Here is a 24,623-nt window from a genome sequence, read left to right on the forward strand (position 1 = left end):
CCGGCATCGCCGAGGTGCACGTCGCGCCGGGAACGTGCCGCGCGCGACGTCGCCCCCGGCCCCGGCCCCGGCCCCGGCCTCGACCTCTGCCTCGACGCCGGCCCCGACCCCGGGCTCGACCCCGGTCTCGACCCCTAGCTCGGCCCCGGCCCCGAGTTCGTGGGTGCCGTGCGTTCGTGTCGGCAACTCCGGGCTGGTGCCGCAGCGCCGGATGCCGGGCCCGGAAACCCGGGGCCCGTGCCGGTCGCTGCACCCGGAGGCAGGAATTGCCCGCATCGGGAGGCCACGCGCAGGGCGGGGTGGCGGGGTGGCGTGCCGGGGGTGCGCGTCGAATCGGATCGGTCCGGTCGTGACGGCGCATCGCCACGGTACCCGTCGGCAACTCCGGACCGGTGCCGCCTCGCGAACCCCCGGGCCCGGAAGCTCAGGGGCGCCGCGGAACGACTCCGCACGAAGCAGGAGTTGCCGACCACGCGGCGGGGCGGGCGGTCGGGCGGCGGGGCGGCCTTCCCGGAGCGGAGAGGGGCGCGGTGTCGGTGGTCTGTCGTAACGTCCTCGGTGGGAGGCGTGATGAGAGACCACCGGCAGCCGACCGCGCGAACCGGCGCGCGCCTCTTCGACGACCCTCGGGCCGGGCGCGAGGGCGCACGGTGACCGCCGTCATCGGTCCCGTCGGCGGCGACGAACGTCCCGACCACCTGCTGCCGCAGCAAGCCGCCGAAGCCGTCCACGCCGGATTCCCCTCGCCGGCACAGGGGTACTACAACGGGCCGGTCGACCTCAACCGGCACCTGATGCGCGACCCGACCGCGACGTTCCTGGTCCGCGTCAGCGGCGACAGCATGACCGGCGCCGGCATCTTCGACGGTGACGAGCTCGTCGTCGACCGGGGCCTCGACGCGCACGACGGGCACGTGGTCGTCGCCGTCGTCAACGCCGAGCTGACGGTCAAGCGCCTTTCGTACCGGCAGGGGCAGATGGTGCTCAGCCCCGAGAACCCGGCCTACCCAGAGATCGTGCTGTCCGAGCTCGACGAGGCGACGATCTGGGGCGTCGTGACGAGGTGCCTGCACCGTGTCTGAGTCCGTCACGACCTCCAGGTCCGCCACGTCCGAGCGCAGCGTCGCCATCGTCGACGCCAACAACTTCTACGTGTCGTGCGAGCGCGTGTTCAACCCGGCCCTCGAGGGCCGACCGGTGGTCGTGCTGTCGAACAACGACGGCTGCGTCATCGCGCGCTCGCAAGAGGCGAAGGCGCTGAACGTCGACATGGCCGCACCGTGGCACAGCATCGCGCCGATCGCGGCGATGCAGGGCGTGGTCGCGGTGTCGAGCAACTACGAGCTCTACGGCGACATGTCGGCGCGGTCGGCCGAGATCCTCAGCCGGTACACCAGCGACCAAGAGGTGTACTCGATCGACGAGTCGTTCATCGAGTTGACGGGTTCGCTCGACGACACGATCGCGCAGGCCCGCGAGATCCGCCGGGCCCTGCGCAAACTCATCGGTCTGCCGGTCAGCATCGGCATCGCGCCGACCAAGACCCTGGCCAAGTTGGCCAACCGCGGCTCCAAGCAGAACGCCGCCCTCGCCGGCGTCTGCCACCTGGGCAGCTACGCCCCCGAGCAGCAGACCGCCATCCTCGCGAGCGTCGACGTCGGCGACGTCTGGGGCATCGGCCGACGTACGGCGAAGAAGCTCGCGCCGCTCGGCATCCACACCGCGGCCGACCTCCGCGACGCCGACGCGGCCCGCATCCGCTCGCGCTTCGGCGTCGTGCAGGCCCGGGTGGTGCACGAGCTGCGCGGCGTCGACTGCCTGCCGATCGAGCAGGTGCAGCCCGAGCGCGAGCAGATCCACCACTCGCGCTCGTTCGCAGTGCCCATCACGACCGTCACCGAACTCGAAGAGGTGCTGTCGGTGTACACGCAGCGCGCGGCGGCCCGGTTGCGACAGCAGGGCTCGTTGACGCGCATGATGCGGTGCTTCACCGCGACCTCGCCGTTCTCCGACAGCGCCGCCCACACGAACCATTCGGTGTCGGTGGCGTTCCCCGAGCCGACCGACGACGCCGCCCTGTTGTACCGCTCGGCCATCGCCGCCCTCGGCCCGCAGCTCGAACCCGGCAAGCGTTACGTCCGAGCCGGCGTCACCCTGATGGAGCTCACCCCGCGCGACGAACACGCGAGCCTCGACGTCTTCGGACAGGCCGACGCGGCACCGCCCGCCTACGGGGCCGTCATCGACCGGATCGCCGGCAAGTTCGGCGAAGACACCCTGGGGCTCGGCATCGCGGGTCTCCGGCACCGCCGCGGGTGGTCGATGAAGCGCGACATGGTCTCGCCGCGCGCGACCACCCATTGGGACGAACTCGCGACCGTCACGGCCCGATAGCCCGGTCGGTCGTGGCTCCGGTCGTCACCTCGGTCGTCAGTCGGCGGACACCAGGCGTCGCCACGGCCGCCAGGGTCGCCGTGACGATGATCGCGGCACAGACGAGCAGCGTCGGTCGCGTGCCGAAATGGTGTGCCGCCGGCCCGGCGAACACCTCGCCGAGCGGCACGGCCACGAACGAGCCGACCATGTCGTACGAGTAGACCCGGGCCAGGGAGGCGCGGGGAACGTTGCCCTGCAACGACTGGTCCCACGAGATGGCGAAGATCTCGAGGGCGACGCCGCCCAGCAGGAACGCCACCACCAGCGTGGGCACCGCCGGCGCCAGCCCGAGCATCGCCACCGGCATCGCCGTCACGGCCATCAGCCCCACGCCCACGGCGAGGCCGTGCCGGGGTCGCCAGCGCAGGGCGACGACGGCCCCGAGGCCGAGGCCGACGGTCTGGGCCGCGACGACGAGTCCCCAGGCCGCCCGCCCGAACGACCCGTCCGCCACGACGGGCCCGAGCACCGTCGTCGCCCCCACGAACGCGGCGTTCAGCACCGCGAACTGCGCCACCACGATCCAGACCCACGAGCGCCGGGTGAACTCCTGCCACCCGTCGCGCAGGTCGGCGAGCACCGACGAGCCCGAGCCCGTGCCCGTGCCCGAGCCCGTGTCTGCCGCGCCGGTCGCCGGGGTTCCCGGCCGGGCGGGCAGGCGCAGCCGCGAGTACAGCACGCCCGCGAGCGCGAACCCCGCGGCGTCGATCACCAGACCCCACCCCGGCCCGACCACCGCCACGATGCCCGCCCCGGCCGAGGCCCCGACGACGCTGCCTCCGTTCAGGCCGAGGCGCAGCAGCGCGTTGGCGGGCCGCAGCAGGGCGTCGGGCACCGTCTCGGCCACGAGAGCCGCCGCCGCGGGCAGGCTCACCGCGGCGACCGCCCCGTTCAGCACGCCCAACACGACGAGCAGCGGGATCGTCGCCGACCCCGTGATGACGAGCGTCGCGACCACGGCCTGCGTCCCGGCCGCGGCCAGCGACGTCCCGACGAGCACGACGTCGCGCCGCAGCCGGTCGGCGATCACGCCTCCGAAGAGCAGCACCGCGACGTTGGCGATCGATCGGGCGGCCACCACGAGTCCGAGGTCCGCCGCCGACCCGGTCAGGTCGAGCACGGCGAACGCGAGCGCGATCGGGGCGACGGCGTTGCCGAGCACGCCCGTCGTGCGCGCCGCGAGCAGCCAGCGGAACGTGCCGTGAGCGAGGGGGCCGCGGTGGTCGCGAGGTGCCCGGGTGACCGAGGAGGCGCCTCCTGCGTCCCCGGTCACGGTCGCCTCATCGGGAACAGCGCGGCCGTCATCGACACCGGGTTCGTGCCCGGTGTCCGGGGGCGCTGCGCGGCCGCGTGCAGGAGGGCGGAGGCGTGACCCACGTGGCGCACGACCCGCTGCCAGGTCTCGGCGTCGACCCAGAGCTCGGCGTCGGTCGAGATCTGGGGACCGTCCGCCCGCCGGGGGGAGCGGCGGCGCAGCTCGTCGGCCAGTGCGTCGACGTAGCGGGCGCGCTCGGCGTCGGTGTCGGCGTCGGTCCCGTCGGCGGTGGGCGGGACGACGGGGAACGGCTGCGCCGACGACAGGTGCCGGTAGCGCTTGGCCTCGCCGCCGCGGATGGTGACGAGCTCGACGACCTCGACGAGACCCACGCGCTCGAGCACGCGCAGGTGGTAGCTCGCGGTGGCCTGCGACAGCCCGAGCTCGCGACCGGCCTCGGCGGCGCTCATCGCGACGCCGGTGAGGAGCGACAGGAGGCGCAGACGGATCGGGTGGGCCGTGGCGCGGAGTTCGTCGAGTGCGGACATGTGGCCATGGTGCAGGCCACCCGGGCCGACCGTCAAACGGGTCTTTGGGGGTCGGCTCCGCACTCCCTGCGGAGGTCGCGAGCCTGCGCGAGCAGGGGCTAGCGGTCGAGGTCCCAGACCTGCTCGGCGTAGGACTGCGACCATCCGGCCCGGAGGCGCGTGACCGCCCGGTCGTACGAGGCCAGGAGGTCCATGCGCGGCCGGACCATGGACTGCATCTGCAGGCCCTCGTAGAGGGCGATGAGTTGCTCGGCCCCGCGATCCGGTTGCATCGTCGCCGGTTCACGACCGACGGCGACGTCCTGGGTGAGGCCTCGCAGGACGAGAGCGTGGAACTTCTGCCATTCGTGCTGCAGGGTCGGGGCCATCGGATGGCCCGGTGTCGCCGCCACGTTCAGCAGCGACGTGAGGAGGCGCATGAGAGAGGGGTCGAGGACGTTCTGCTCGACGATGCCCCGGAGGAACCGCACGGTGCCGTGGCTCTGCATGAGGGGGATCACCGGCTCCATGCGCTCGGCGTTCCAACGGTCGACCGCGGCCATGACGAGGCCGTCCCACCGGGGGAAGTGGCGCTCGACCGTGTCGACCGGCAGGTCGGCGATCTCGGCGACGACGGCGTACGTGGTCTCGTGGAAGGCCCGCGTACGGAACGCCGTGACGACGGCCCTCACGATGCGGACCCGGGTCTCGGTGTCGTGGCTCGGGCGGACGGTGTCGTGCGGGGCGTCGGGTGTTTCCATCACTGCCTCATCCGACCATCCCCGGGGTCGGGTCGTCCAGACCCCGTTCGGGCGGTACCGGCGGCGGCTACTTCGAGGTGGCGAGGCCCACGAGCGCGGCCGAGATCAGGCCGGCGCCGACGACCGAGATGGCGATGATGAGGACGTGGAAGAACAGGACCATGGGGGCGTCGGTCTCTCTGTGAGCAGGTGGGGCGGGGTCTGGGCGGAACAGGGGTCCATCGTACCGAGGGCCCCTGGGCGCGGCACGTCCGGCGGAGCGTGGGTGTCGGCGTCGCGGCCTACGCTCGGACGATGACGACCCACCGCCTCGACCCCAGCACCGACACCGCCCACGAGGTCTTCTCGCGCGACCACGCCCCCGTGCTGACGATCGACCCCGGTGACACCGTCGTCGTGCGCTCGCTCGACGCCTCGGGTCACCTCGAGCCGCAGACCGTGCCCGGCGAGGTCACCCCGTACCTGTTCCCGACGCGGCGGGGTCACGCCCTGACCGGTCCGATCGCCGTCCGCGGAGCCCGTCCGGGCGACATGCTCCAGCTCGACCTGCTCGCGCTCACCCCCGACGACTGGGGCTTCACGGTCGCCGCGGCCGCCGACACCCCGATCACCCGCCACCTCGGCCTGGTCGACGCCGAAGCCGCCTGGCTGCTCTGGAGCATCGACCACGAGGCGGGCGCCGCCACCGAGAGCCGGGGTCTGCGTCGACCGATCGCGCCCTTCCTCGGCGTCATGGGACTCGCCCCCGCCGAGGCCGGAGAACACTCGACCATCCCGCCCCGCACCTCCGTGGGCGGCAACATCGATTGCCGTGACCTCGTCGCGGGCACGACGCTCTGGTTGCCGGTGGCGGTCGACGACGCCCTGCTCTACCTCGGCGACGGGCACGCGGCCCAGGGCGACGGCGAGGTCGGAGGCACCGCGATCGAGACCGGCATGACGACGGAGGCGCGGGTCGGGCTCGCCACGGACCGCCCGCTCACGACGATCCACGCCGAGACCCCCGAAGCCCGCATCACCTTCGGCTTCGACGCCGACCTCAACGTCGCCAGCGGGGACGCGCTCGCCGCGATGGTGATCTGGATGCAGCAGCTCTACGGCGTCGACGCCGCCACGGCACTGGCCTTCGCGAGCACGGTCGTCGACCTGCGCGTCACCCAGGTCGCCAACCGGACCTGGGGCGTGCACGCCGTGCTGCCTCGGGACGTGCTCGTCCCCGCCTGAGCGGCGCCGCGCCTCCTGACCGTCGACCGCGGGTCGGCGTCCGGTGGTCGCCGTTCGGCTCGCAGCGCCCCGCGCGACGGTTTGCCAACACCCCGAATTCGGCGTGCCGAATACCTCTGATCAGCACTTTTTCGGTCGAGGAGGCGCGCTCGGCATGCCAGGATCGTCAGGTTCCGAGACACCGGCGTCTCCACCCGACCGTCTCGAAAGGCGCTGCCCCCATGTCGTTCTGGGCCCTCTTCCTCATCGCGCTCGGCGTCTCCGCGGACGCCTTCGCCGTCGCCCTCGGCAAGGGCCTGCACATGACGCGCTTCAACGCGCGCCACGCGGTCGTCATCGCCCTCACCTTCGGTGCCTTCCAGGCGCTGATGCCGCTGCTGGGCTGGCTGCTCGGCTCGACCTTCGCGCAGTACATCGCGCCGTTCGACCACTGGGTCGCCTTCGGCCTGCTCGCCCTGATCGGCGGCAAGATGCTCTACGAGGCGTTCTCGTCGGGCGAGGACGACGAGAAGGACACCGACCGGCTGAACCTCCGCGAACTCGCCGTGCTCGCGATCGCCACGAGCATCGACGCCCTCGCGGTCGGCGTGACCCTGGCGTTCCTGCCGGTGTCGATCGGCTGGGCGATCCTGCTGATCGGCGTGACGACCGCCGTGCTGACCTTCGTCGGCGTGCTCGTCGGGCGCCGGGTGGGTGCGAGGTTCGGCAAGCCGGCCGAGATCGCCGGTGGCGTGATCCTGATCCTGATCGGCGTGAACATCGTGCTCGAGCACACGGGCGTCCTCGGCTGATCCCCGCGCTGCGCTCGGCGTGCCCCGCTGCGTCAGCCGCGCGGCATGCGCAGCTGCGTCAGCGCGGGCGCGTGCAGCGGCTGGGTCTCCCACAGGGCCGTGAAGGTCGCGTCCGCCTCGTCGAGCGTGAGGTGCAGGCGGTGCGGCGTCTCGACGAAGACGAGGTCGACGTGCAGCAGGTCGGCCGACCGGGTGGCGCTCGCGGCGACCGGAGCCGCGACGGAACCGGTGCCGGAGCCGGTGCCGGGGTCGGTGCCGAAGCCGTCGGTGACGACCCAGTCCTCGGCCTCGACGCGGGCCACGAGGCGGGAGTCGCCCTCGACGAGGGTGAGCGTGGTCGCGGCGTCGGCCGAGGCGCGCAGTTCGACGAGGGTGAGGCCGGGCTGGTCGTTGCCCTCGGCCGCGGTGAACGAGACGAGGCGCTCGGTGCCGGGGGAGTGCTGGTCGCCGACCCGCGCCTCCTCGTCCGCCGGTCGGACCGGTGCGGCGTCGTGCTCGGTCGGACCGGCCACCCCGGGCAGCGTCAGGTCGGCGAGACGGGCCGCCAGCGAGTCGTCGGCCGCGGCGCCACCGACGCGGATCGTGTCCGTGCCGAACGCGGGCAGCAGGTGCGTCCACGCGGCGTCGAGCACGGCCTGCATGTCGAGCGACTGGCCGGTCAGGGCGAGCACGACGTCGTGCCCGGGCAACACGACGGAGAACTGCCCGTAGGCGCCGTCACCGCGGTAGCCGTGGCGGGCCATCCAGAACTGGAAGCCGTAGCCCTGGGCCCAGTCGGGGTTCGACTCGCCCGCGTTCGAGACGTGCGAGCGCGTGGCCTCGACGACCCACTCGCGCGGCAGCCGCTGCACGCCGTCCCACTCGCCCTGCTGCAGGTACAGCTGACCGAGGGCGGCGATCGCGTGGGTGGTGGCGTGCAACCCGCTGAAGCCGAGCTCACGGCCGGACGCGTCACGCTGCCACCCGACCTCGCCGATGCCGAGCGGGTCGAGCAGGCGCGGGCGCAGGTACTCGCTCAGCGACTGGCCCGTGACGCGTTGCACGATCGCGCCGGCGGCGAAGGTGCAGGGCTGGTTGTAGGCGAAGACGGTGCCGGGCTCGTCGTCGGGCGGCGTGAGCAGGAAGCCCCGGACGACGTCGACCGGGTCGACGGCGAGCGCCCGGTCGAGGGTCTCGGCACGGTGCCCGCTGGCCATCGCGAGCACGTGGCGCACGAGCATCGAGCGGCTGCGCGGGTCGGTGACCTCGTCGTCGAGTTCGGGGAAGTGGCCGAGCACGGTGTCGTCGAGCCCCATCAGCCCCTCGGCGACGGCGAACCCGACCGCGGACGAGGTGAAGCTCTTGCTGAGCGAGTAGAGGAGGTGGGCGCGGTCGGCCGAGTACGGAGCCCACCAGCCCTCGGCGACGACCTGCCCGTGGCGCAGCAACATGATGCTGTGCGGCTCGACGCCGGCGGTGGTCTCGAGGGCGTCGACGAACGCGGCGATGCCCGCCGCGTCGACGTTCTGGGCGGAGGGCGTGCTGCGCGGCAGCGTCGTCGGAGTCACCCCCCGACCCTATGCCCGCCCCCGGTTCGCTCGGCCTCGCCCAGCCCCCGTGTGCAATTCGCGACGACTGCCGGCGCGAGCCTCGTCGTGGACGGTGGTGAGCGGCGTGTCGCACGGGTTCTGTCGGGTTCGGTACGCCGTTCGGGCTCTGGCAGGTCGGGTTCGGCCCGCCAGAGCGCCCCCGGCTAGGTCGAACCCGACGCCCTGCCGTCGAGCGCCCGCGGGTGGCGGTGGGGGAGGGAAGCCGAGGAGGCGCGGGTCAGGTCGCGAGGGACGTCAACCGCCGGTCGACCAGCGGCACGAGGTCCCGCGGCAGCACCACGAGCACGATCGAGCCGTCGACCTCGGTGCCCCAGCCGACCAGGTCGGGATCGGTGTCGATCAGCACGGCGTCGTGTTCGACCCCGTCGACGACGAGCACCGCTCCCGGCTGCGCATGCCGGACGGTCACGGGGGCGTCCACCACGGGCACGGCGCCGTCGGGTCGGGTGCTCCGCCCCTCGGCCGTGTTGATCAGCACGTGGTTCACGTGCCGAGCGAGATGCTCCGCCACGGAATCGCGTCCGCCCGACCGTTCCGGTTCGTCGGGTACGACCGTGGTGACCACCGCCTCCCACAGCATCGGGTACCGGAACGCCCGCAGTCCGGCCAGGAACCACTCGGGCTGTCCGGCGTCCACCGCGTTCGCCAGGTGATGGTCGATCTCGGCGACGTTCTCGACCAGGTTGGACGGGGCACCGGGGTCGGACGGGTCGGCGACGAACACGTAGTTCAGGGCAACGGTGTCCAGCACGTCGTCGTGCGCGATCGTGCTGGGCTGCGTGAGGTCCAGGCGGGGCTGCTCGACGAACGTGTACACGGGGCGACCGAACGTCGCCGCGATCTCGGAGGCCGTGTCCGGGCGGGGGAGGTCGTGCAAGCTGGCGTTCTCGACGGGGTCCATCACCTCATGGTCGCACCCCGGCCCTCGGCCACCGCGTCGGCGAGGGGCGTCTCGGCCACCGCGTCGGCCACGACCTCGGCCTCGCGGGTGCGCTCGGCCCGCACGAAGCCGATGCCGACGACGATCAGCAGGCCGCCGCCGAGTTGCAGCGTAGTGAGGGCCTCGCCGAGCAGCAGCCAGGCGTAGAGCGCGGCGGCCGCGACCTCGAGCAGGCCGACGAACGACGCCAGGCGCGAGCCGAGCATGCTGCTGGCCGTGATGCTCGTGGCGTAGGCGACCGCCGTGGCGACGACGCCGACCACGAGCATCGGCACCCACCACGGCACGATCGCGTCGAACAGGGGCACGTCGGCGGCCGAGGTCGTGAACGGTACGAGCCCGGTCAGTCCCAGCAGCCCCAGCAGCCCGGCGCCGACGAGCAGGCCCGACGCCGCCAGCGCGACCGGGGGCAGGTCGCCGCTCGGTCGGGCGGCGATCACGAAGTAAGCCGCACAGCAGACCATGGCCGCCCCGGCCAGGGCGAGCCCGACGGGGTCGAGCGCCACGCCGCCACTCGGGGCGACGACCAGCAGGAGGCCCGCGAAGGCGATCGCGGAGCCCACGAGCACCACGACCTGCGGCACACGCCGCGTGGTCGCCCAGGCCACTCCGACGAGCAGCAGCGGGGCGAGGTACTCGACGAGGATCGCGGTCCCGACCGGGATGCGCACCACCGCCGCGAAGTAGAAGACCTGCGTGCCGGCGACGCCGATCACGGCCATGCCGAGCACGCGCCGGCGGGCCCGCCAGATCGGGCCGAGCCGACCGCGGAGGGCGACCAGGGCGACGGGTGCGAGGACCACCCCGCCGATCAGGGCGCGGACGGTGACGGCCGCCACGGGGCTCCACCCCGACTCGAGCAGCGGCTTGACGAAGGGCCCCGAGAAGCCGAACGAGGCCGCGGCGAGCAGCGCGACGAGCAGGCCTGCGGTGGTCGAGGCGGGGCGCCCGTCGGCGAGGGGCGTCGTCGTGGGCGGGGTCGTGGTCGCACCGGTGCTCACGGGGACTCCTTCTGTCAGGGCCGTCGTGCACAATGGGTGGTGACGCGCCGCTTCTGTCGCGAGCGTATGACCGCCTCTCACAAGGAGTCAACTTGCATTTCGCCCCTGACACCGAAGACGTCCTCGAGTTCAACGTCGCCCTGGTCAACACGGGTGCCGGCGCGAGTCGGTCCGGTGGCGACGAGCTCTCGACCCGTGCCGAGCTGACGGCCCTGCTCGACTCGTTCGCCTTCTCGGGCCGCTTCGACCGGGATGACGCCGAACTGGCCTCGGTGCAGGGCGTCCGGGCCGAACTGCGACGCATCTGGACGCTCGAGCGCGATCTGCTCGCCGCCGAGGTCAACCGCATGCTGGCCGACAGCGTCTCGTCGCCCCGGCTCGTGCGACACGACGCCCTCGACTGGCACCTGCACGCGACGAGCGACGACGCGCCCCTGGCCGACCGCATCCGCGTCGAGTCGGCCCTGGCGCTGGTCGACGTCATCCGCACCGACGAGACCGGCCGGCTGCGGGCCTGTGCCGCCGAGGACTGCGACGGGGTCTTCGTCGACCTGTCACGTAACGGGTCGAAGCGGTTCTGCAGCGTCCGCTGCGGCAACCGCGTCAACATGATCGCCTTCCGGGAACGCCGGGCCGACGTCGACTGAGGTGGGTTCGTCGCCGCCCGCCCCGCGTCTCGCTCGGTGCCATTCGATTGTGCACAACCAAATCGCGCACGACGTGCTACAGTCGCCGACATGACGACAGCAGCCGAGACGACGACTCCGGGCCCGGCGCCCGTGCTCGACGAGCAGATCTGCTTCGCGCTCTACAACGCCTCGCGTGCCGTCACGGCGCGGTACCGCGACCTGCTCGCCCCGCTCGGCCTCACCTACCCGCAGTACCTCGTGCTGCTGGTCCTCTGGCAGGGCGGCCCGACGACCGTCTCCGAGCTCGGCCACCAGCTGCAGCTCGAGTCGGGCACGTTGTCGCCCCTGCTCAAGCGGCTCGAGGCCCACGGCCTGGTCACGCGCACGCGCTCGGCCGCCGACGAGCGCACCGTCGACGTCGCCCTGACCGACGCCGGGGTCGCGCTCCGCGAGCAGGCCGCCGGCTTCGCCGACCAGATCTGCGGCGCCACCGGTCTCGAGCTGACCGACCTGCAGACGCTGCGAGCCGACATCGCCGCGCTCGCCGCCGCCGTCCGGGCGAACACGGCCGCCCTCACCGACCAGCACCTCTGACCCGCCTCACCGACCGACCAGAACACCCCCGAACACCCCACCCGGAGCCGACCCCGACGTCGGCCCCCTCCACGAAAGAAGGCACCACATGCCCACTCGCACCTCACGCACCGCCTGGAACGGCAGCCTCGAGACCGGCGAAGGCCAGGTCGAACTGTCGAGCTCCAAGCTCGGCACCTACGACGTCTCGTTCCCCAAGCGTGCGGCCGACGACGCCAACGGCGCGACCAGCCCCGAAGAGCTGCTCGCCGCCGCCCACTCGGCCTGCTACGCCATGCAGTTCTCGGCCGTCCTCGGCCAGGCCGGCGGCACCGTCGAGGCGCTCGACGTCAAGGCCGACGTCTCGCTCGGCCCGGACTCGGCCGGCGGCTTCAAGCTCACCGGCATCGCCCTCACCGTCCGCGGCGAGGTCTCCGGCATCGACGAGGCCCGCTTCCTCGAGGCCGCCCAGAACGCCAAAGAGACGTGCCCCGTCTCGAAGGCCCTCACCGGCGTCGAGATCACGCTCGACGCCGCGCTCGAGGCCTAGGCCCCGACCGCAGCACCGCACCGCCTCGAGAAAGCAGGAGGCGCGGGTCACCCGACCCGCGCCTCCTGCGTTCTCCGCGTCACCGGCCCGACCGCGTCAGAGCCACTTCTTCCACTTGAAGACTCCCCAGATGCTCGCGCCGACCGCGACCATGGCCGCGACCGCCATCGGGTAGCCGAACTGCCAGTGCAGTTCGGGCATGTGGTCGAAGTTCATGCCGTAGACGCCGCCGACCAGGGTCGGGGCGAACAGGATGGCCGCCCAGCCCGAGATCTTCTTGACCTCGTCGTTCTGCTGCAGGCCGACCTCGGACAGTCGCCGGGTCTCCTCGTTCTGGGCGAGCCCGGCCTCGGACAGACGGCGCATCTCGTCGTTCTGCGCCTGGGTGACGAGCGTCGAGTGCACCGTCAGTGCGTTCTCGAGCAGCGCGCGGAAGGTGTCGGCGCGCTCGCCGATGCGCAGCACGTGGTCGAGCACGTCGCGCAGCGAGCGCTGCAGTTCGACGTCGACGCCGTACTTGTCCGACCCGCGCAGCAGGTTCTCGAGCATGCCGCGCAGCGGGCTCGTCGCGCGCTGGAAGCTGATGACCTCGCGCAGCAGCTCGTAGATGCGTCGGGAGACCTCGGGGTCGCCGCCGAAGAGCTCGTCCTCGATCTCGTCGATGTCCTTCTCGATGCCGGCGACGACCGGGCCGTAGCCGTCGACCACCTGGTCGAGCACGGCGTAGAGCACGGCCTCGGGACCGAGCGCGAGCAGCTCGGGGTTCGACTCGAGGCGGCGGCGCACCCGGCCGAGGTCGGGGTTCTCGGCGTGCCGGATCGTGATGACGAAGCCCGGGCCGACGAACACGTGCACCTCGCCGAACTCGACCGTCTCCTCGGCGTCGAGGTAGCGGGCCGAGCGCAGCACGACGAAGAGGGTCTCGCCGAAGCGCTCGAGCTTCGCGCGCTGGTGCCCCTTGAGCGCGTCCTCGACGGCGAGCGGGTGAAGCTCGAACTCCTGGGCGATGGCGCGCACCTCGTCGGGGTCGGCGCGGTACAGGCCGATCCAGGCCATGCCCTGGTGCTCGTGCAGCAACTCGAACGTCTCGTCGAGGTTCGCCGGGCTGTCGGTGCGGTGCCCCGCGACGTAGATGCCGTTGTCGATGAGTGCCATGGTCTGCGCTCCTGCCGTTCGGGGTGCGACGACCGTCCGTCGAGGGACGATGTCGTACCGGTGGTGGTCACGACAGCCGTGCGGACGACGGGTGTGCGGTGGGGGCCGGGGCGACGCACACGGGCGACGAGACGAGACCGGGGTGTCGGGTCGTCGACGACGTGCGTCGACAGGAGACGTCGGTGCCCGTGGGCATCGCTCGTGGTCGGTCGGGCCCGCAGCTCAGACGAGCGGGGCGGACGGCGCGATCACGGAGCGATGCCGCGGGGCGCCAGTACTGTCACCAGCCATCGCCGCTCACCTGCCTTCCGTCGTGCTGCCGCCGGGCCCGGTGGGGCCGTGGGCCCGCCTGGGCCGTGGGACAGCGTACCCCTGCCCGCAGGGGCGGTCGACCGTCGCCGGGCGAGGTCGGAGGGAAGGAGGCGCGTGTCGCCGTTGACCCGTGCCTCCCGCGTCCACGATCGGGTTTCGCGACCGGCAGACGGCGTCACTCTGCCACCGGTCCGACGAAGACACGAGCCTGAGTCGCTTTCGTGACCTGATCGATACGGTGGACGGATGAGCACCGTCGCCGTCACCGTCCTCCCCGCCGCCTCCGCCACCGCCGACTCCGAGGGGTCGTCGGGCGACACGTGGGGCGTCGCGCCCGCGAAGCGGGCGGTGGACGCGACCGACGCCCGCCTGGTCGAGCTCGGCGACGAGACCGAGATGATCGTCGTCGGCGGCCGCATCGACCAGGGCGAGTTGCGATCCGCGATCGAGCAGCACCCCGGCGTCCGCATCGTGCAGCTGCCAAGCGCGGGCGTCGACGCCTACGTCGAGACCATGCAGGCCACCGCCCGGGACGGTCTCGTCTTCACCAGCGCCAAGGGGGCCTACAGCGCACCCGTGGCCGAGCACGCCCTGGCGCTGACGCTGGCGACCCTGCGCTCCCTGCAGATCAGGGCCCGCGCCTCCTCGTGGGAACGCGAGCAGCGGGGCATCTCGCTGAACGGGGCGAGCGTCACCATCGTCGGCGCCGGCGGCATCGGGACCGAGCTGCTGCGCCTGCTGCAGCCGTTCGACGTCGAGGTGACGATGGTGCGCCGTACCAACGAGGACGTCCCGGGCGCGGCCCGCACCATCACGGTCGACCGCGTGGCCGAGGTGCTGCCGACGAGCGACGTCGTCGTCGTCGCCGCGGCGCTCACCGGCGGCACCCGCAGCCTGCTCGGAGCCGACGAGTTCGCCGCCATGAAGGACACGGCCGTGCTCGTCAACATCGCCCGCGGTCCGCTCGTCGACACCGACGCCCTCGTCGCGGCGCTCGCCGAGGGGCGGATCGGGGCGGCGGGCCTCGACGTCGTCGACCCCGAGCCGCTGCCCGACGGTCACCCGCTGTGGGCCGAACCCCGTGCCCTGCTCACCCCGCACCAGGCCAACACGAACGCGATGACCGAGCCGCTCTTCCAGGCCCGGGTCGAGGCGAACATCCGGGCGCTGGCTGACGGCGGTGACCCCGAGGGCGTCGTCGACGTCGAGCAGGGCTACTGATCGTCCACCTGGGAACGAACCCGACCCCGACGCGTTAGACCTGGGTAGTCGCCGCGCCGACCCGACGCGACGTTCGCGAAAGGAACCCCCGCATGCCCCTCATCGGAACATCCGACCTCGACGTCTTCCCCCTCGCCCTCGGCGGCAACACCTTCGGCTGGACCAGCGACGAGGCCGAGTCGCACTCGGTGCTCGACGCCTTCGTCGCCGGCGGCGGCAACTTCGTCGACACGGCCGACGTCTACTCGGCCTGGGCCGACGGCAACTCGGGCGGTGAGTCCGAGACGGTCATCGGCACCTGGCTCGCCCAGGGTGGTGCCTCGCGTCGCGACCAGATCGTGCTCGGCACCAAGGTCAGCCAGCACCCCGAGTTCCCCGGGCTCGGCGCCGCCAACGTCGCCGCCGCGGCCGACGCCTCGTTGGCCCGCCTGCAGACCGACCACATCGACCTGTACTGGGCGCACTTCGACACCGGCGACGACCTCGCCGAGACCCTCGGCGCCTTCGACGCCCTGCAGAAGGCCGGCAAGGTGCGGCACGTCGGCATCTCGAACTTCTCGCCCGAGCGCATCACCGAGTGGGTCGAGATCGCGCGCCGTGAGGGGTTCGCGGCCCCGGTCGCCCTGCAGCCGCACTACAACCTCGTGACCCGGAAGGCCTACGAGCGCGACCTGGCCCCGCTCGCCGCCACGAACCAGCTCGGCGTCACGCCGTACTTCTCGCTCGCCGCGGGCTTCCTGACCGGCAAGTACCAGACCCGTGACGACATCGCCGGGGCCCGCAGTGGCAACATCGAGGGCTACTTCAGCGACGAGGGGCTCGACGTCGTGGCGGCCCTGCGAGACATCGCGAGTGCCCACCAGGTCGAGATCGCCACGATCGCCCTCGCCTGGCTGCAGGCCCAGCCCCGCGTCGTCGCCCCCATCGCCAGCGCCCGCACCCTCGAGCAGCTGCCCGCATTGCTGGCCAGCGCGAGCGTCGCCCTCAGCGCCGACGAGCTCGCCGCCCTCGAGACCGTCTCGGCCCGGGTGGCCGAGTAGCGACGATGAGCAACGTGACCCCCGACCAGCGGTTCCACGGACGCATCGCCGGGTTCGGCACCGAGTCCGGGACGCGCGTCGTCGTCGGGCTGTGGAACCGTTCGCCGCTCGGTCGCTTCGTCGACGTCATGGTCGAGGACGCCGACGGTCACCGCACCCTGCTGGCACCGTCGCAGGCCGTCGCCGACTACGTCTCGTCGACCTACACGTTCGACGAGGTGCGGGTTCAGCCCGTCTCGTGGCACGGCGTCGACCGGACGCTGCGGGTCTCGGCCGGCCCGGACGACGCGGGCGGCGACGTGCTCGACCTGTCGCTCGAGATCGGGCCCGTGTCGCCGCTCGGGTGGCTGCTGCGGCTCGTGCCCCGGGCTTTCGCGACCCGGCCCGGCTGGCTCATGCTGATCGATCCGGTGGCCCGGCTGATCGTGCGGGGTGCCCGTACGGCGGGCACGGCCGGCGGCGGCCGTCGCGAGTACTACGGCGTGACGCTGGCCCGGCGCATCGTCGCGGTCGACGCCCGTCTCGACGGCCGCGCGCTCGGGGCGCTGGCCCCGCTCGACCCGCCCGTGCGGTTCGGCTTCGGCTCGGCGCCCGCCGACCCCAGCCTCGTCGACGTGACGACCACGATCCGCGAGCGCTGACCCGCCGCACCGTCCCGAACGGCATCGCACCGCACCGCGTTCCGTGCACCGCACCTCGTCTCGTCGCGGTGTCGTGCACGAAACGCGGTGCGACGGGGTGCCGCCCGGTCTTCCCGTCGTGCAACACGGCGTCACCGCCCGGTGGACGAGGAGGCGCGGTGCGGCACAGTAGGACGCGTGAGCACCGCAGACACCCCCGCGCCCGACCCGTCCGCCACCGTCTCGTCCGTCGCCGTCGACGCCCCCACCACCAAGAAGAAGCTGATCCTCAACCTCTTCGAGATGAACTGCGTCGGGCACATCACGCACGGCCTCTGGAGGCTGCCGCACAACCATCGCAGCGAGTACAAAGACCTGGCGTACTGGCTCGAGCTGGCCCGCCTGGCCGAACGCGGCGGTTTCGACGCGATCTTCATCGCCGACGTGCTGGGTGCCTACGACGTCTTCGGCGACAGCCCGGCGCCGGCCCTGCTCGAGGGGATCCAGGCGCCGAACAACGACCCGATGATGGTCGTGCCGGCGATGGCGGCCGTGACCGAGCACCTCGGCTTCGGCATCACGTTCTCGACGAGCTACGAGCCGCCGTTCGCCTTCGCGCGGCGCATGTCGACCCTCGACCACCTCACGAAGGGACGCGTGGGCTGGAACGTCGTCACGTCGTACCTGCCGAACGCCGCGCGCAACTTCGGCCTCGACGCCGAGATCCCCAAGGCCGAGCGCTACGCCCGCGCCGCCGAGTACCTCGACGTGCTCTACAAGCTGTGGGAGGGCTCGTGGGAGGACGACGCCGTCGTCGCCGACCCCACCGCGGACGGCCTCGAACCCGGCTCGGGCGTCTACACCGACCCCGCGAAGGTGCACGCGATCGACCACGTCGGCGAGCACTTCCGGGTCGCCGGTCCGCACCTCAGCGAGCCGTCGCCGCAGCGCACGCCCGTGCTCTTCCTCGCGACCGCGTCGCCGAAGGGCGTCGAGCAGGCGGCCCGCAACGCCGAGGTCGTCTTCACCGGCGGTCCCGCCGTCAAGGCGGTCGGCGCCGCCACGCGCGAGGCGGCCGTCGCGGCCGGGCGCTCCGCCGACGACGTGTCGTTCATCGTGCAGGCCGGCGTCATCACGGGCGAGACCGACGAGGTCGTCGCCGAGAAGCTCGCGCTCTACCGCTCGTTCGCCAGCGAGCAGGGCAAACTGATCCACCGCAGCATCCCGTTCGACGCCCCGTCGCACCCCCGCGACCGCACCGTGCGCGAGGCGCTCGAGGCCGAGGGTCGGCTCGACCACCCGGGAGCCGCCGCGCTGCCGCTCGACATCACGGTGGGCCAGCTGATCGACTCGGTCGACGAGGCCTGGGGCGGCACGTTCTTCGTCGCCGGTACACCGACGGTCGTGGCGGACGCCGTCGAGCGCTGGCTCGACGACGAGGGGATCGACGGCATCAACCTGCGCCAGTACCACTCGTTCGACACGCTGACCGACTTCGTCGAGCTGATCGTGCCCGAGCTGCGTCGACGCGGTCGACTGCGCGAGGCGTACGTGCCCGGCGAGACGCTGCGCGAGCGGCTGACCGGCGGTGGGCCCCGGCTGCCCGAGACACACCCGGCGGCGGCCTACCGCCGCTGAGCCGGGGAGGCGCGGCGCGGCTCGATGCGCCGCTCGCGTCCGCGCACGGAACGACCCGGCTCGGGTCGACGCGCCGGAGTGGTCAGCGAGCGGCGGGGCTGCGGTACCGTGCCGGGACCGGCGGGACGCGGAGCCACGTGGTCCGACTGACGCCCCGGCCGTCCGACCACTCGACGAAGACGGTGCCGAGGGCGACCACCGCGTCGAGCTCGACGGGGGTCGCGATGCCGAGCGGAGCCCCGGGGCGCAGCTTGTCGCGACCCCGGACGGGCCCGCCGGGCAGATCGACGAGCACGTCGCGCGCGGGGCGTCCGACCGTGCGGAGCACCAGGCAGGTGCCGAGGGGCAGCGTGGGGTCGCTGCCGTCGTTCGGCAGGTCGAGCCAGGACAGCACGAAGGTGGCGGGTCGACGCAGGCGGGTGGCGCGTTCGCGGCGGAGGCGCGTCGGACGGGCCGAGGTCGCCGGGGCGGCCCCGACGGTGGTGACGGGGCCGAGCGTGGTCGCGGCGTCCGACGGGTCGGTCGTGCCCGGGCGTCCGGTGTCGGGCTCTGCGGTGTCCATCGTGTTCTGTTCCCCTGAAGTCGTGGTGGCGTCCGTGGTCGTGTCGTCGTCGACGTGACTCTCGAACGGCTCCGTCCAGCGAACCGCACGCGGGCCCGGGGGACAACGGGGCACGGCCACCCAGTACGGGGGTGGGCCGGTCCCCAGTCCGGGGGACGCGGATCGGGGGACGCGAGCGGGGGGACGCGAGCCGGGGAAGGCGGTCCGGGGACACGGGCCGGGGCGTCGAGTCGTCTGGCTAGGCTCGACCGGTGACCACCGCCTCCTCGTCGCCCGCCCCGTCCGCCGCCGCGAGGCCGCTGCGCCGTCTCGGCTTCCTCACCATCGGCGCCTTCGAGGGCGACGACCCGACCGCCGGTCTCGAGCAGGGGCTCGAGCTGTTCGAGCGGGCCGAGGCGCTGGGCCTCGACGGCGGCTGGACGCGTACGCGGCACCTCCAGTTCGGCATCTCGTCGCCCGTCGCGTTCCTCTCGGCCGCGGCGCAGCGCACCTCGCGCCTCACCCTCGGCACGGCCGTGATGCCGCTCGGCTGGGAGAACCCGTTCCGCCTGGCCGAGGACTGGGGCACGGTCGACGTGCTGTCGCGTGGACGGCTGCAGCTGGGGGTCAGCGTCGGCGAGCCCCGCGGTTACGACGAGATCGCCCCGCACCTCTACGGCGACGCCTCCGATCACCAGGACTTCTCGTACGGCCGGGTCGAGAAGTTCCTCTCGCTCGTGCGTGGCGAGCAGGTCAGTGCGTTCGAGGGCACCGAGGGCATCGAGGTCTACACCGGGCGGGTGCAGCCGCAGAGCCCCGGTCTCGCCGACCGCGTCTGGTACGGCGCGGGCAGCCCGCGGTCCGCCGAGTGGGCGGGCCGGCAGGGCCTCGGCATGCTCATCAGCAACGTCAGCTTCGCGGGCGCGCCCGGGCCGATCGAGCCGACCCGCTTCGCCGCGTCGCAGCTCGACCAGATCCGCGCCTTCCGCGCGGTCCACCCCGCGGGTCAGGAGGCGCGGGTCGCCAAGGGCGCGGTCGTCCTGCCCACCGACACGGCCACGGCCGAGCAGCGTGCGGCGTACGAGGCCTACGCGTCCTCCCGTCGCGACCGCACGACCGTGGCCCACGGTCCCCGGGGCATGATGTTCGACCGCGACCTCGTCGGCCCGTCCGAGTGGATCGCCGAGCAGCTCCACGAGAACGCCGCGATGCGCGAGGTCGACGACCTCATCGTCGAGCTGCCCTTCGACTTCGGCCTCGCCGAGTACACGCAGGTGCTGACCGACACCGCCGAGCGCCTCGGCCCCCTCCTCGGCTGGCAGGCCACCGACGGAGCCGAGTGAGCGCTCACTCACCGTAGGCCACTCGCCTAGACTCGACGCAGCACCCCGAGCCGAAGGAGTCTCCATGCAGAACTGGGCCGCCAACGTCGAGTACTCGACGACCGACCTGCGTCGCCCCACGAGCCTCGACGAGCTGCGTGACGTCGTCACCGGCAGCCGCCTGGTCAAGGCCCTGGGCTCACGCCACTCGTTCAACCGCGTCGCCGACACCGACGGCACCCTCGTCTCGCTCGACGCGCTCGGCACCCCCGTCGAGATCGACTCGGCCGCCGGCACGGTCCGCGTCGGCGCGGGCACGACGCACGCCGCCCTCGCGGGCGAGCTGCAGCGCCACGGCCTCGCCCTGCACAACCTCGCCTCGCTGCCGCACATCTCGGTCGCCGGTGCGGTCCAGACCGGCACGCACGGTTCGGGGGTCGGCAACCCCGCCCTCTCGGCGGGCGTCCGCGCCGTCGAGCTCGTGCGCGCCGACGGCAGCCTCGAGACCGTCCGCCGGGGTGACGACGCGTTCGGCGCCTCCGTCGTCTCGCTCGGCGCCGTGGGCGTCGTCACGACCCTCGAACTCGACACCGTGCCGACCTTCGACGTCGAGCAGACCATCCACGAGCACCTGCCCTGGGCGGCCGCCCTCGAGCACCTCGACGCCGTGCTCGCCAGCGCCTACAGCCTGAGCTTCTTCACGAGGTACGACGGCGACGGGGTGGACCAGATCTGGTCGAAGCACCGGGTCGGCGACGAGGTCGGTCTCGACCTCCGCGACCTCGGCGCGGTGCGGGCCGACGACACCACGCACATGATCCCCGGCGCCGAGACCGCGGCCGTGACGCAGCAGGGCGGCGTGGCGGGCCCCTGGCTCGAGCGCCTGCCGCACTTCCGGTTCGACTTCACGCCGAGCGCCGGCGAAGAGATCCAGAGCGAGTTCCTGATCCCCGCCGAACACGCCGCGGCCGCGATCGAGGGCCTGCGGGGCATCGCGCACACCTTCGCCGACGTGTTGATGGTCAGCGAGATCCGCACGATCGCCCCCGACGACGCCTGGATCAGCCCGAGCGGTGGACGTCAGAGCGTGGCCTTCCACTTCACCTGGCACCGGCGTCCCGACGAGGTGCTCGCCGTCCTGCCCGAGATCGAACGGGTGCTCGGAGCGTTCGACGCCCGCCCGCACTGGGGGAAGGTCTCGACCGCCACGCACGCCGAGCTGCGCCGGGTGTTCCCGCGTCTCGGCGACTTCGCCGCCCACGTCGAGTCGGTCGACCCCGAGGGGCGTTTCCGCAACCCGTTCCTGTCCGCGTCCGTCCTCGGAGAGCCCGCGCATGTCTGAGCCCATCCCCGCCGCCTCGGTGCCGCCGCCCGGCACCACGCCCCCCGTCGTCGAGCCCGCACCGGGTGCGCCGCCGACCGCGAGGCTCGTCACGTCGCCGGTGCCGGTCTCGGGTGCGCAGGTCGTGCTCGAGCGCGGTGGCTACCGGGCCGAGATCGCCGGTGTCGGGGCCACGCTGCGCACCCTCACCTTCGAGGGCCGCGACCTGGTCGTGCCGTTCGCCGCCGACGAGGTGCGGCCGGGCTTCCGCGGGGCGCTGCTCGCCCCGTGGCCCAACCGCGTGACCGACGGCCGATACGAGCGCGACGGGGTCGAGCACCAGCTGCCGCTCAACGAGGTCAAACGCGGCCACGCCCTGCACGGCCTGGCCCACTGGGCCGACTGGACGATCGACCAGGCCCAGGCCGCGCGGGCCTCGGCCTCGTTCGTGCTCGTGCCGAGCGACGGCTACCCGTGGCGACTGGCGCTGTCGGTCGTCTACGAGCTGACCGACGACGGGCTCACCACGACCGTCACGGCCCGCAACGCGGGCACGGGCGTCGCCCCCTACGGCACCGCGCCGCACCCCTACCTCGTCCCCGGCGAGGGCCGCGTCGACGACTGGTCGTTCACGTTGCCCGCCGCGAGCTACCTCGAGGTGACCGACGACCGCCTCGTGCCCGTCGGCACGCGGCCGGTCGGCGACCGTGACGGCTTCGACTTCCGCGACGGGCACGCGATCGGCGACCTCTTCGTCGACCACGCCTTCACCGACCTCGCGTTCACCGCGGTCGACGGCGTCGACGGCGCGGGCGGCCCCGCACAGGAGGCGCGGGTCACCGCCACGGTCACCGCGCGCGACGGGCACGGCGTCACCATGTCGTGGGGTGCCGAGTTGCCCTGGGTGCAGGTGCACACCGCCGACCGCCCCGAGCCCGAGAACGACCGGGTCGGCCTGGCCGTCGAGCCGATGACCTGCCCGCCGGACGCCTTCAACTCGGGTGACGACCTCGTGCTGCTCGCCCCGGGCGAGGCCCACTCGGCGAGCTGGACCATCGCCGCGTTCTAGCGCGGCCCGACACCTCCGAACCAGCACGACACCCCACGAACCCGGGGAGTCGCGCTGGTTCGGGGGTGTCGCGCCGGGCCGCCCTCAGACGGCGACGGGTTCGGTCTGCCAGGTCATGGCCGAGACCGTGCCGGGCAGGCAGCGCTCGAGGGCGGCCTCGAGGGCGCGACGCGTGCGGCGGGCGGTCAGCTCGTCCCGGACGACGACGTCGAACCGCAGCGCCTCGGGCAGCTCGGTGAGCAGCACGGTTCCGGCATCGGCGAGCTGCACGAGGTACTGGCCCTCGTCGACCCGCGCGGCACGGTGCTCGGCGAGCAGGCGGCGCGACAACCAGAACAGGCCGGCGGCGTCGTACGCCGTGTGGACGGTCGCGGTCGCGGTGATCATGCGCACACTGTGACGTGACGACCGCTCACGCGCGTGAACGGCGTGTGGCGAACGTGTAAATCATGTCGCGACACGCCGGGCACGAACCGACTTGACAAGCACCTGGACCTCGTTCAGTATTGCCCAGCACCACCGATGTGAGCGCTCACATTCTCAGGTCAGCGCTCGACCGTCCTCGTGACGGGCCATCCCGCTCCACTCCGCGACACCCCAGCCACACGTTTCCTGACGAAGAGGTCAACCGTGAACAGCTCCTCCCTCCGCCGCCCGGCCGCCCACCGGGCCGTCCGCACGTCGCCCGCCCCGCGCCTCCTCGCGGCCGCCCCGGCCTGACGTCCCCTCAGCCCCGACGGGCAGGCCTCGCGCACCCGTCGGCCCGGCGCGTCCCCGGCCACCCGAGCCGTCGAGCGCCCGCACCACAGAGATCCCCTCACAGCACCATCACCCGTCATCGACGACGCCGTCGAGATGACACCTGACACGAATGGAACAACCGTGAAGAAAAAGCTCCTCGTCGGCATCGTCGCCGTCGGCATGGCATTCTCCCTGGCCGCCTGCTCCGGCGGCGGCGGCGGACGCGGCGGTGACGCCGGCGGCAGCAGCAGCGGCGACAACGCCGGTGCGCTGGTCGGCGTCGCGATGCCCACCAAGGTGTCCGAGCGCTGGATCAAGGACGGCGACGCCGTCAAGAGTGCCCTGGAAGACAAGGGATACAAGGTCGACCTCGAGTACGCCGACAACAAGATCCCCCAGCAGGTCCAGCAGATCAGCAACATGATCACCAAGGGCGCCAAGGTGCTCATCGTCGCCTCGATCGACGGTGGCTCGCTCAGCGACCAGCTCGACTCGGCCGCCAAGGCCGGCATCAAGGTCATCTCGTACGACCGCCTGCTGACCGGCAACGAGAACGTCGACTACTACGTCTCGTTCGACAACTACAAGGTCGGCGTCGACCAGGGCACCAGCCTGCTGACCGGTCTCGGCCTCGCCGACGCCGACGGCAAGAAGGTCGACGGCGCCTCGCCCAAGACCATCGAGGTCTTCGCCGGCAGCCCCGACGACAACAACGCGACCTTCTTCTTCAACGGCGCGATGGACACCCTCAAGCCCTACATCGAAGACGGCTCGCTGACGATCGGCTCCGGTCAGGACCAGTTCACGCAGGCCGCGACGCAGCAGTGGGACCCCGCCACCGCCAAGGCCCGCATGCAGAACCTGATCGCCTCGACCTACTCGGGCGGCACCAAGCTCGACGGCGTGCTCTCGCCCTACGACGGCATCTCGATCGGCATCATCTCGGCCCTCGAGGGCGCTGGCTACGCCAGTGACGCCCTGCCGGTCATCACCGGCCAGGACGCCGAGGCCGCCTCGGTCAAGTCGATCATCGAGGGTCAGCAGTACTCGACGATCTACAAGGACACCCGCCAGCTCGCCGACCAGTCCGTGCTGATGGCTGACGACCTGCTGACCGGCAAGACGCCCGAGACGAACGACGACAAGACGTACGACAATGGCGAGAAGGTCGTCCCGACCTTCCTCTTCCAGCCGACCATCGTCACCAAGGACAACTACAAGAAGGTCCTGATCGACAGCGGCTACTACACCGAGGCCGACCTCAAGTAGGTCCCTCCCCTGCGAGAACCGAGGAGGCGCCGGTCGCCGACCAGCGCCTCCTCGTCTCTCTGCTCCCCAGCGGCACCCACCCGACACACGGAAGAAGG

24 protein-coding genes are annotated in these 24,623 nt (G+C 72.5%); 15 read left to right on the top strand and 9 right to left on the bottom strand.

Going from position 1 to position 24,623, the window contains the following annotated elements; genetic code table 11:
- Window positions 1–650: 650 nt before the first annotated feature.
- Both IFT88_RS12180 and IFT88_RS12185 read left to right on the top strand, forming a co-directional pair.
- The gene (locus tag IFT88_RS12180) at window positions 651–1,082 is read left to right on the top strand and encodes a LexA family protein (RefSeq protein ID WP_148076764.1); all 432 of its coding nucleotides are present in this window, start codon (window positions 651–653) and stop codon (window positions 1,080–1,082) included.
- Window positions 1,075–2,394 (top strand): Y-family DNA polymerase, encoded by a 1,320-nt coding sequence (locus tag IFT88_RS12185; protein ID WP_043595132.1) that lies wholly within the window; start codon window positions 1,075–1,077, stop codon window positions 2,392–2,394. Before IFT88_RS12180 ends, IFT88_RS12185 begins: the two co-directional genes overlap by 8 nt.
- Here IFT88_RS12185 and IFT88_RS12190 read toward each other — a convergent pair.
- The 3 genes from IFT88_RS12190 to IFT88_RS12200 form a co-directional block, all read right to left on the bottom strand.
- Complete coding sequence (locus tag IFT88_RS12190) at window positions 2,381–3,709, bottom strand: MFS transporter (protein ID WP_192120873.1); 1,329 nt, start codon at window positions 3,707–3,709, stop codon at window positions 2,381–2,383. The genes IFT88_RS12185 and IFT88_RS12190 overlap by 14 nt on opposite strands.
- Window positions 3,706–4,239 carry a winged helix-turn-helix domain-containing protein gene (locus IFT88_RS12195; protein WP_043595130.1) on the bottom strand — a complete coding sequence of 178 codons (534 nt, stop codon included), beginning with the start codon at window positions 4,237–4,239 and terminating at the stop codon, window positions 3,706–3,708. Before IFT88_RS12195 ends, IFT88_RS12190 begins: the two co-directional genes overlap by 4 nt.
- 98 nt (window positions 4,240–4,337) lie before the next feature.
- Window positions 4,338–4,979: a TetR/AcrR family transcriptional regulator gene (locus IFT88_RS12200; protein ID WP_192120875.1), complete on the bottom strand. Its 642-nt coding sequence runs from the start codon at window positions 4,977–4,979 to the stop codon at window positions 4,338–4,340.
- 294 nt (window positions 4,980–5,273) lie between these two features.
- Between IFT88_RS12200 and IFT88_RS12205 the strand changes: the two genes are divergently transcribed.
- Together IFT88_RS12205 and IFT88_RS12210 are read left to right on the top strand one after the other, a co-directional pair.
- Window positions 5,274–6,203, top strand: a complete 930-nt coding sequence (locus tag IFT88_RS12205) for an acetamidase/formamidase family protein (protein ID WP_192120877.1) — start codon at window positions 5,274–5,276, stop codon at window positions 6,201–6,203.
- Window positions 6,204–6,424: 221 nt separating this feature from the next.
- A complete protein-coding gene (locus tag IFT88_RS12210) occupies window positions 6,425–6,994 on the top strand; it encodes a manganese efflux pump MntP (RefSeq protein WP_043595128.1) in 570 nt (189 codons plus the stop codon).
- A 32-nt stretch (window positions 6,995–7,026) separates the two neighbouring features.
- Here IFT88_RS12210 and IFT88_RS12215 read toward each other — a convergent pair whose 3' ends face one another.
- The 3 genes from IFT88_RS12215 to IFT88_RS12225 form a co-directional block, all read right to left on the bottom strand.
- Window positions 7,027–8,541, bottom strand: a complete 1,515-nt coding sequence (locus tag IFT88_RS12215) for a serine hydrolase (protein ID WP_192120879.1) — start codon at window positions 8,539–8,541, stop codon at window positions 7,027–7,029.
- A 259-nt stretch (window positions 8,542–8,800) separates the two neighbouring features.
- A complete protein-coding gene (locus IFT88_RS12220) occupies window positions 8,801–9,484 on the bottom strand; it encodes a hypothetical protein (RefSeq protein ID WP_192120881.1) in 684 nt (227 codons plus the stop codon).
- Window positions 9,484–10,524, bottom strand: coding sequence for an EamA family transporter (locus IFT88_RS12225; RefSeq protein WP_192120883.1), 1,041 nt, complete (start codon window positions 10,522–10,524; stop codon window positions 9,484–9,486). The genes IFT88_RS12220 and IFT88_RS12225 overlap by 1 nt, the downstream gene beginning before the upstream one ends.
- Window positions 10,525–10,616: 92 nt before the next feature.
- Between IFT88_RS12225 and IFT88_RS12230 the strand changes: the two genes are divergently transcribed.
- The 3 genes from IFT88_RS12230 to IFT88_RS12240 all read left to right on the top strand — a co-directional run bounded on the left by IFT88_RS12230 (window position 10,617) and on the right by IFT88_RS12240 (window position 12,276).
- On the top strand, window positions 10,617–11,171 hold the full coding sequence (locus IFT88_RS12230; RefSeq protein WP_249408997.1) for a CGNR zinc finger domain-containing protein: 555 nt from the start codon (window positions 10,617–10,619) through the stop codon (window positions 11,169–11,171).
- 90 nt (window positions 11,172–11,261) lie between these two features.
- Window positions 11,262–11,747, top strand: a complete 486-nt coding sequence (locus IFT88_RS12235) for a MarR family winged helix-turn-helix transcriptional regulator (RefSeq protein ID WP_043595125.1) — start codon at window positions 11,262–11,264, stop codon at window positions 11,745–11,747.
- A gap of 88 nt (window positions 11,748–11,835) precedes the next feature.
- Window positions 11,836–12,276 (top strand): OsmC family peroxiredoxin, encoded by a 441-nt coding sequence (locus tag IFT88_RS12240; protein WP_192120887.1) that lies wholly within the window; start codon window positions 11,836–11,838, stop codon window positions 12,274–12,276.
- A 96-nt stretch (window positions 12,277–12,372) separates the two neighbouring features.
- Here the strand turns inward: IFT88_RS12240 and IFT88_RS12245 are convergent, their stop codons facing one another.
- Window positions 12,373–13,431, bottom strand: coding sequence for a magnesium and cobalt transport protein CorA (locus tag IFT88_RS12245; protein WP_043595123.1), 1,059 nt, complete (start codon window positions 13,429–13,431; stop codon window positions 12,373–12,375).
- A 558-nt stretch (window positions 13,432–13,989) separates the two neighbouring features.
- Here IFT88_RS12245 and IFT88_RS12250 point away from each other — a divergent pair.
- The 4 genes from IFT88_RS12250 (at window position 13,990) to IFT88_RS12265 (ending at window position 18,262) form a co-directional block, all read left to right on the top strand.
- Window positions 13,990–14,964 (top strand): D-isomer specific 2-hydroxyacid dehydrogenase family protein, encoded by a 975-nt coding sequence (locus tag IFT88_RS12250; protein ID WP_192120889.1) that lies wholly within the window; start codon window positions 13,990–13,992, stop codon window positions 14,962–14,964.
- A gap of 92 nt (window positions 14,965–15,056) precedes the next feature.
- On the top strand, window positions 15,057–16,004 hold the full coding sequence (locus tag IFT88_RS12255; protein WP_192120891.1) for an aldo/keto reductase: 948 nt from the start codon (window positions 15,057–15,059) through the stop codon (window positions 16,002–16,004).
- A gap of 5 nt (window positions 16,005–16,009) precedes the next feature.
- Window positions 16,010–16,645, top strand: coding sequence for a hypothetical protein (locus IFT88_RS12260; RefSeq protein ID WP_192120893.1), 636 nt, complete (start codon window positions 16,010–16,012; stop codon window positions 16,643–16,645).
- A gap of 282 nt (window positions 16,646–16,927) precedes the next feature.
- Complete coding sequence (locus tag IFT88_RS12265) at window positions 16,928–18,262, top strand: NtaA/DmoA family FMN-dependent monooxygenase (RefSeq protein ID WP_055976636.1); 1,335 nt, start codon at window positions 16,928–16,930, stop codon at window positions 18,260–18,262.
- A gap of 82 nt (window positions 18,263–18,344) precedes the next feature.
- On the opposite strand, the gene IFT88_RS12270 is transcribed toward IFT88_RS12265, so the two are convergent.
- Window positions 18,345–18,824 carry a hypothetical protein gene (locus IFT88_RS12270; RefSeq protein WP_192120895.1) on the bottom strand — a complete coding sequence of 160 codons (480 nt, stop codon included), beginning with the start codon at window positions 18,822–18,824 and terminating at the stop codon, window positions 18,345–18,347.
- Between the two features lie 251 nt (window positions 18,825–19,075).
- Between IFT88_RS12270 and IFT88_RS12275 the strand changes: the two genes are divergently transcribed.
- The 3 genes from IFT88_RS12275 to IFT88_RS12285 all read left to right on the top strand — a co-directional run bounded on the left by IFT88_RS12275 (window position 19,076) and on the right by IFT88_RS12285 (window position 22,515).
- Window positions 19,076–20,146 (top strand): LLM class flavin-dependent oxidoreductase, encoded by a 1,071-nt coding sequence (locus IFT88_RS12275; protein ID WP_056225221.1) that lies wholly within the window; start codon window positions 19,076–19,078, stop codon window positions 20,144–20,146.
- A 64-nt stretch (window positions 20,147–20,210) separates the two neighbouring features.
- Window positions 20,211–21,467, top strand: a complete 1,257-nt coding sequence (locus IFT88_RS12280; protein WP_137847701.1) for a D-arabinono-1,4-lactone oxidase — start codon at window positions 20,211–20,213, stop codon at window positions 21,465–21,467.
- Window positions 21,460–22,515 carry an aldose 1-epimerase family protein gene (locus IFT88_RS12285; RefSeq protein ID WP_192120897.1) on the top strand — a complete coding sequence of 352 codons (1,056 nt, stop codon included), beginning with the start codon at window positions 21,460–21,462 and terminating at the stop codon, window positions 22,513–22,515. The genes IFT88_RS12280 and IFT88_RS12285 overlap by 8 nt, the downstream gene beginning before the upstream one ends.
- A gap of 84 nt (window positions 22,516–22,599) precedes the next feature.
- Here IFT88_RS12285 and IFT88_RS12290 read toward each other — a convergent pair whose 3' ends face one another.
- Window positions 22,600–22,902: a hypothetical protein gene (locus tag IFT88_RS12290; RefSeq protein WP_043595117.1), complete on the bottom strand. Its 303-nt coding sequence runs from the start codon at window positions 22,900–22,902 to the stop codon at window positions 22,600–22,602.
- A 468-nt stretch (window positions 22,903–23,370) separates the two neighbouring features.
- On the opposite strand from IFT88_RS12290, the gene chvE reads away from it, so the two are divergent.
- Window positions 23,371–24,525 carry a multiple monosaccharide ABC transporter substrate-binding protein gene (gene chvE, locus IFT88_RS12295; RefSeq protein ID WP_043595116.1) on the top strand — a complete coding sequence of 385 codons (1,155 nt, stop codon included), beginning with the start codon at window positions 23,371–23,373 and terminating at the stop codon, window positions 24,523–24,525.
- Window positions 24,526–24,623: the final 98 nt, after the last annotated feature.

The organism is Frigoribacterium sp. CFBP 8751 (assembly GCF_014841545.1).
Classification (GTDB): Bacteria; Actinomycetota; Actinomycetes; order Actinomycetales; family Microbacteriaceae; genus Frigoribacterium.

Coding starts and splice junctions, on each gene's coding strand:
- IFT88_RS12195 (WP_043595130.1), bottom strand. CDS start 4,239: ATGTCCGCACTCGACGAACTCCGCGCCACGGCCCACCCGATCCGTCTG.
- IFT88_RS12200 (WP_192120875.1), bottom strand. CDS start 4,979: ATGGAAACACCCGACGCCCCGCACGACACCGTCCGCCCGAGCCACGAC.
- IFT88_RS12205 (WP_192120877.1), top strand. CDS start 5,274: ATGACGACCCACCGCCTCGACCCCAGCACCGACACCGCCCACGAGGTC.
- IFT88_RS12210 (WP_043595128.1), top strand. CDS start 6,425: ATGTCGTTCTGGGCCCTCTTCCTCATCGCGCTCGGCGTCTCCGCGGAC.
- IFT88_RS12220 (WP_192120881.1), bottom strand. CDS start 9,484: ATGGACCCCGTCGAGAACGCCAGCTTGCACGACCTCCCCCGCCCGGAC.
- IFT88_RS12235 (WP_043595125.1), top strand. CDS start 11,262: ATGACGACAGCAGCCGAGACGACGACTCCGGGCCCGGCGCCCGTGCTC.
- IFT88_RS12240 (WP_192120887.1), top strand. CDS start 11,836: ATGCCCACTCGCACCTCACGCACCGCCTGGAACGGCAGCCTCGAGACC.
- IFT88_RS12245 (WP_043595123.1), bottom strand. CDS start 13,431: ATGGCACTCATCGACAACGGCATCTACGTCGCGGGGCACCGCACCGAC.
- IFT88_RS12250 (WP_192120889.1), top strand. CDS start 13,990: ATGAGCACCGTCGCCGTCACCGTCCTCCCCGCCGCCTCCGCCACCGCC.
- IFT88_RS12255 (WP_192120891.1), top strand. CDS start 15,057: ATGCCCCTCATCGGAACATCCGACCTCGACGTCTTCCCCCTCGCCCTC.
- IFT88_RS12260 (WP_192120893.1), top strand. CDS start 16,010: ATGAGCAACGTGACCCCCGACCAGCGGTTCCACGGACGCATCGCCGGG.
- IFT88_RS12265 (WP_055976636.1), top strand. CDS start 16,928: ATGAACTGCGTCGGGCACATCACGCACGGCCTCTGGAGGCTGCCGCAC.
- IFT88_RS12270 (WP_192120895.1), bottom strand. CDS start 18,824: ATGGACACCGCAGAGCCCGACACCGGACGCCCGGGCACGACCGACCCG.
- IFT88_RS12280 (WP_137847701.1), top strand. CDS start 20,211: ATGCAGAACTGGGCCGCCAACGTCGAGTACTCGACGACCGACCTGCGT.
- IFT88_RS12285 (WP_192120897.1), top strand. CDS start 21,460: ATGTCTGAGCCCATCCCCGCCGCCTCGGTGCCGCCGCCCGGCACCACG.
- IFT88_RS12290 (WP_043595117.1), bottom strand. CDS start 22,902: ATGATCACCGCGACCGCGACCGTCCACACGGCGTACGACGCCGCCGGC.
- chvE (WP_043595116.1), top strand. CDS start 23,371: ATGACACCTGACACGAATGGAACAACCGTGAAGAAAAAGCTCCTCGTC.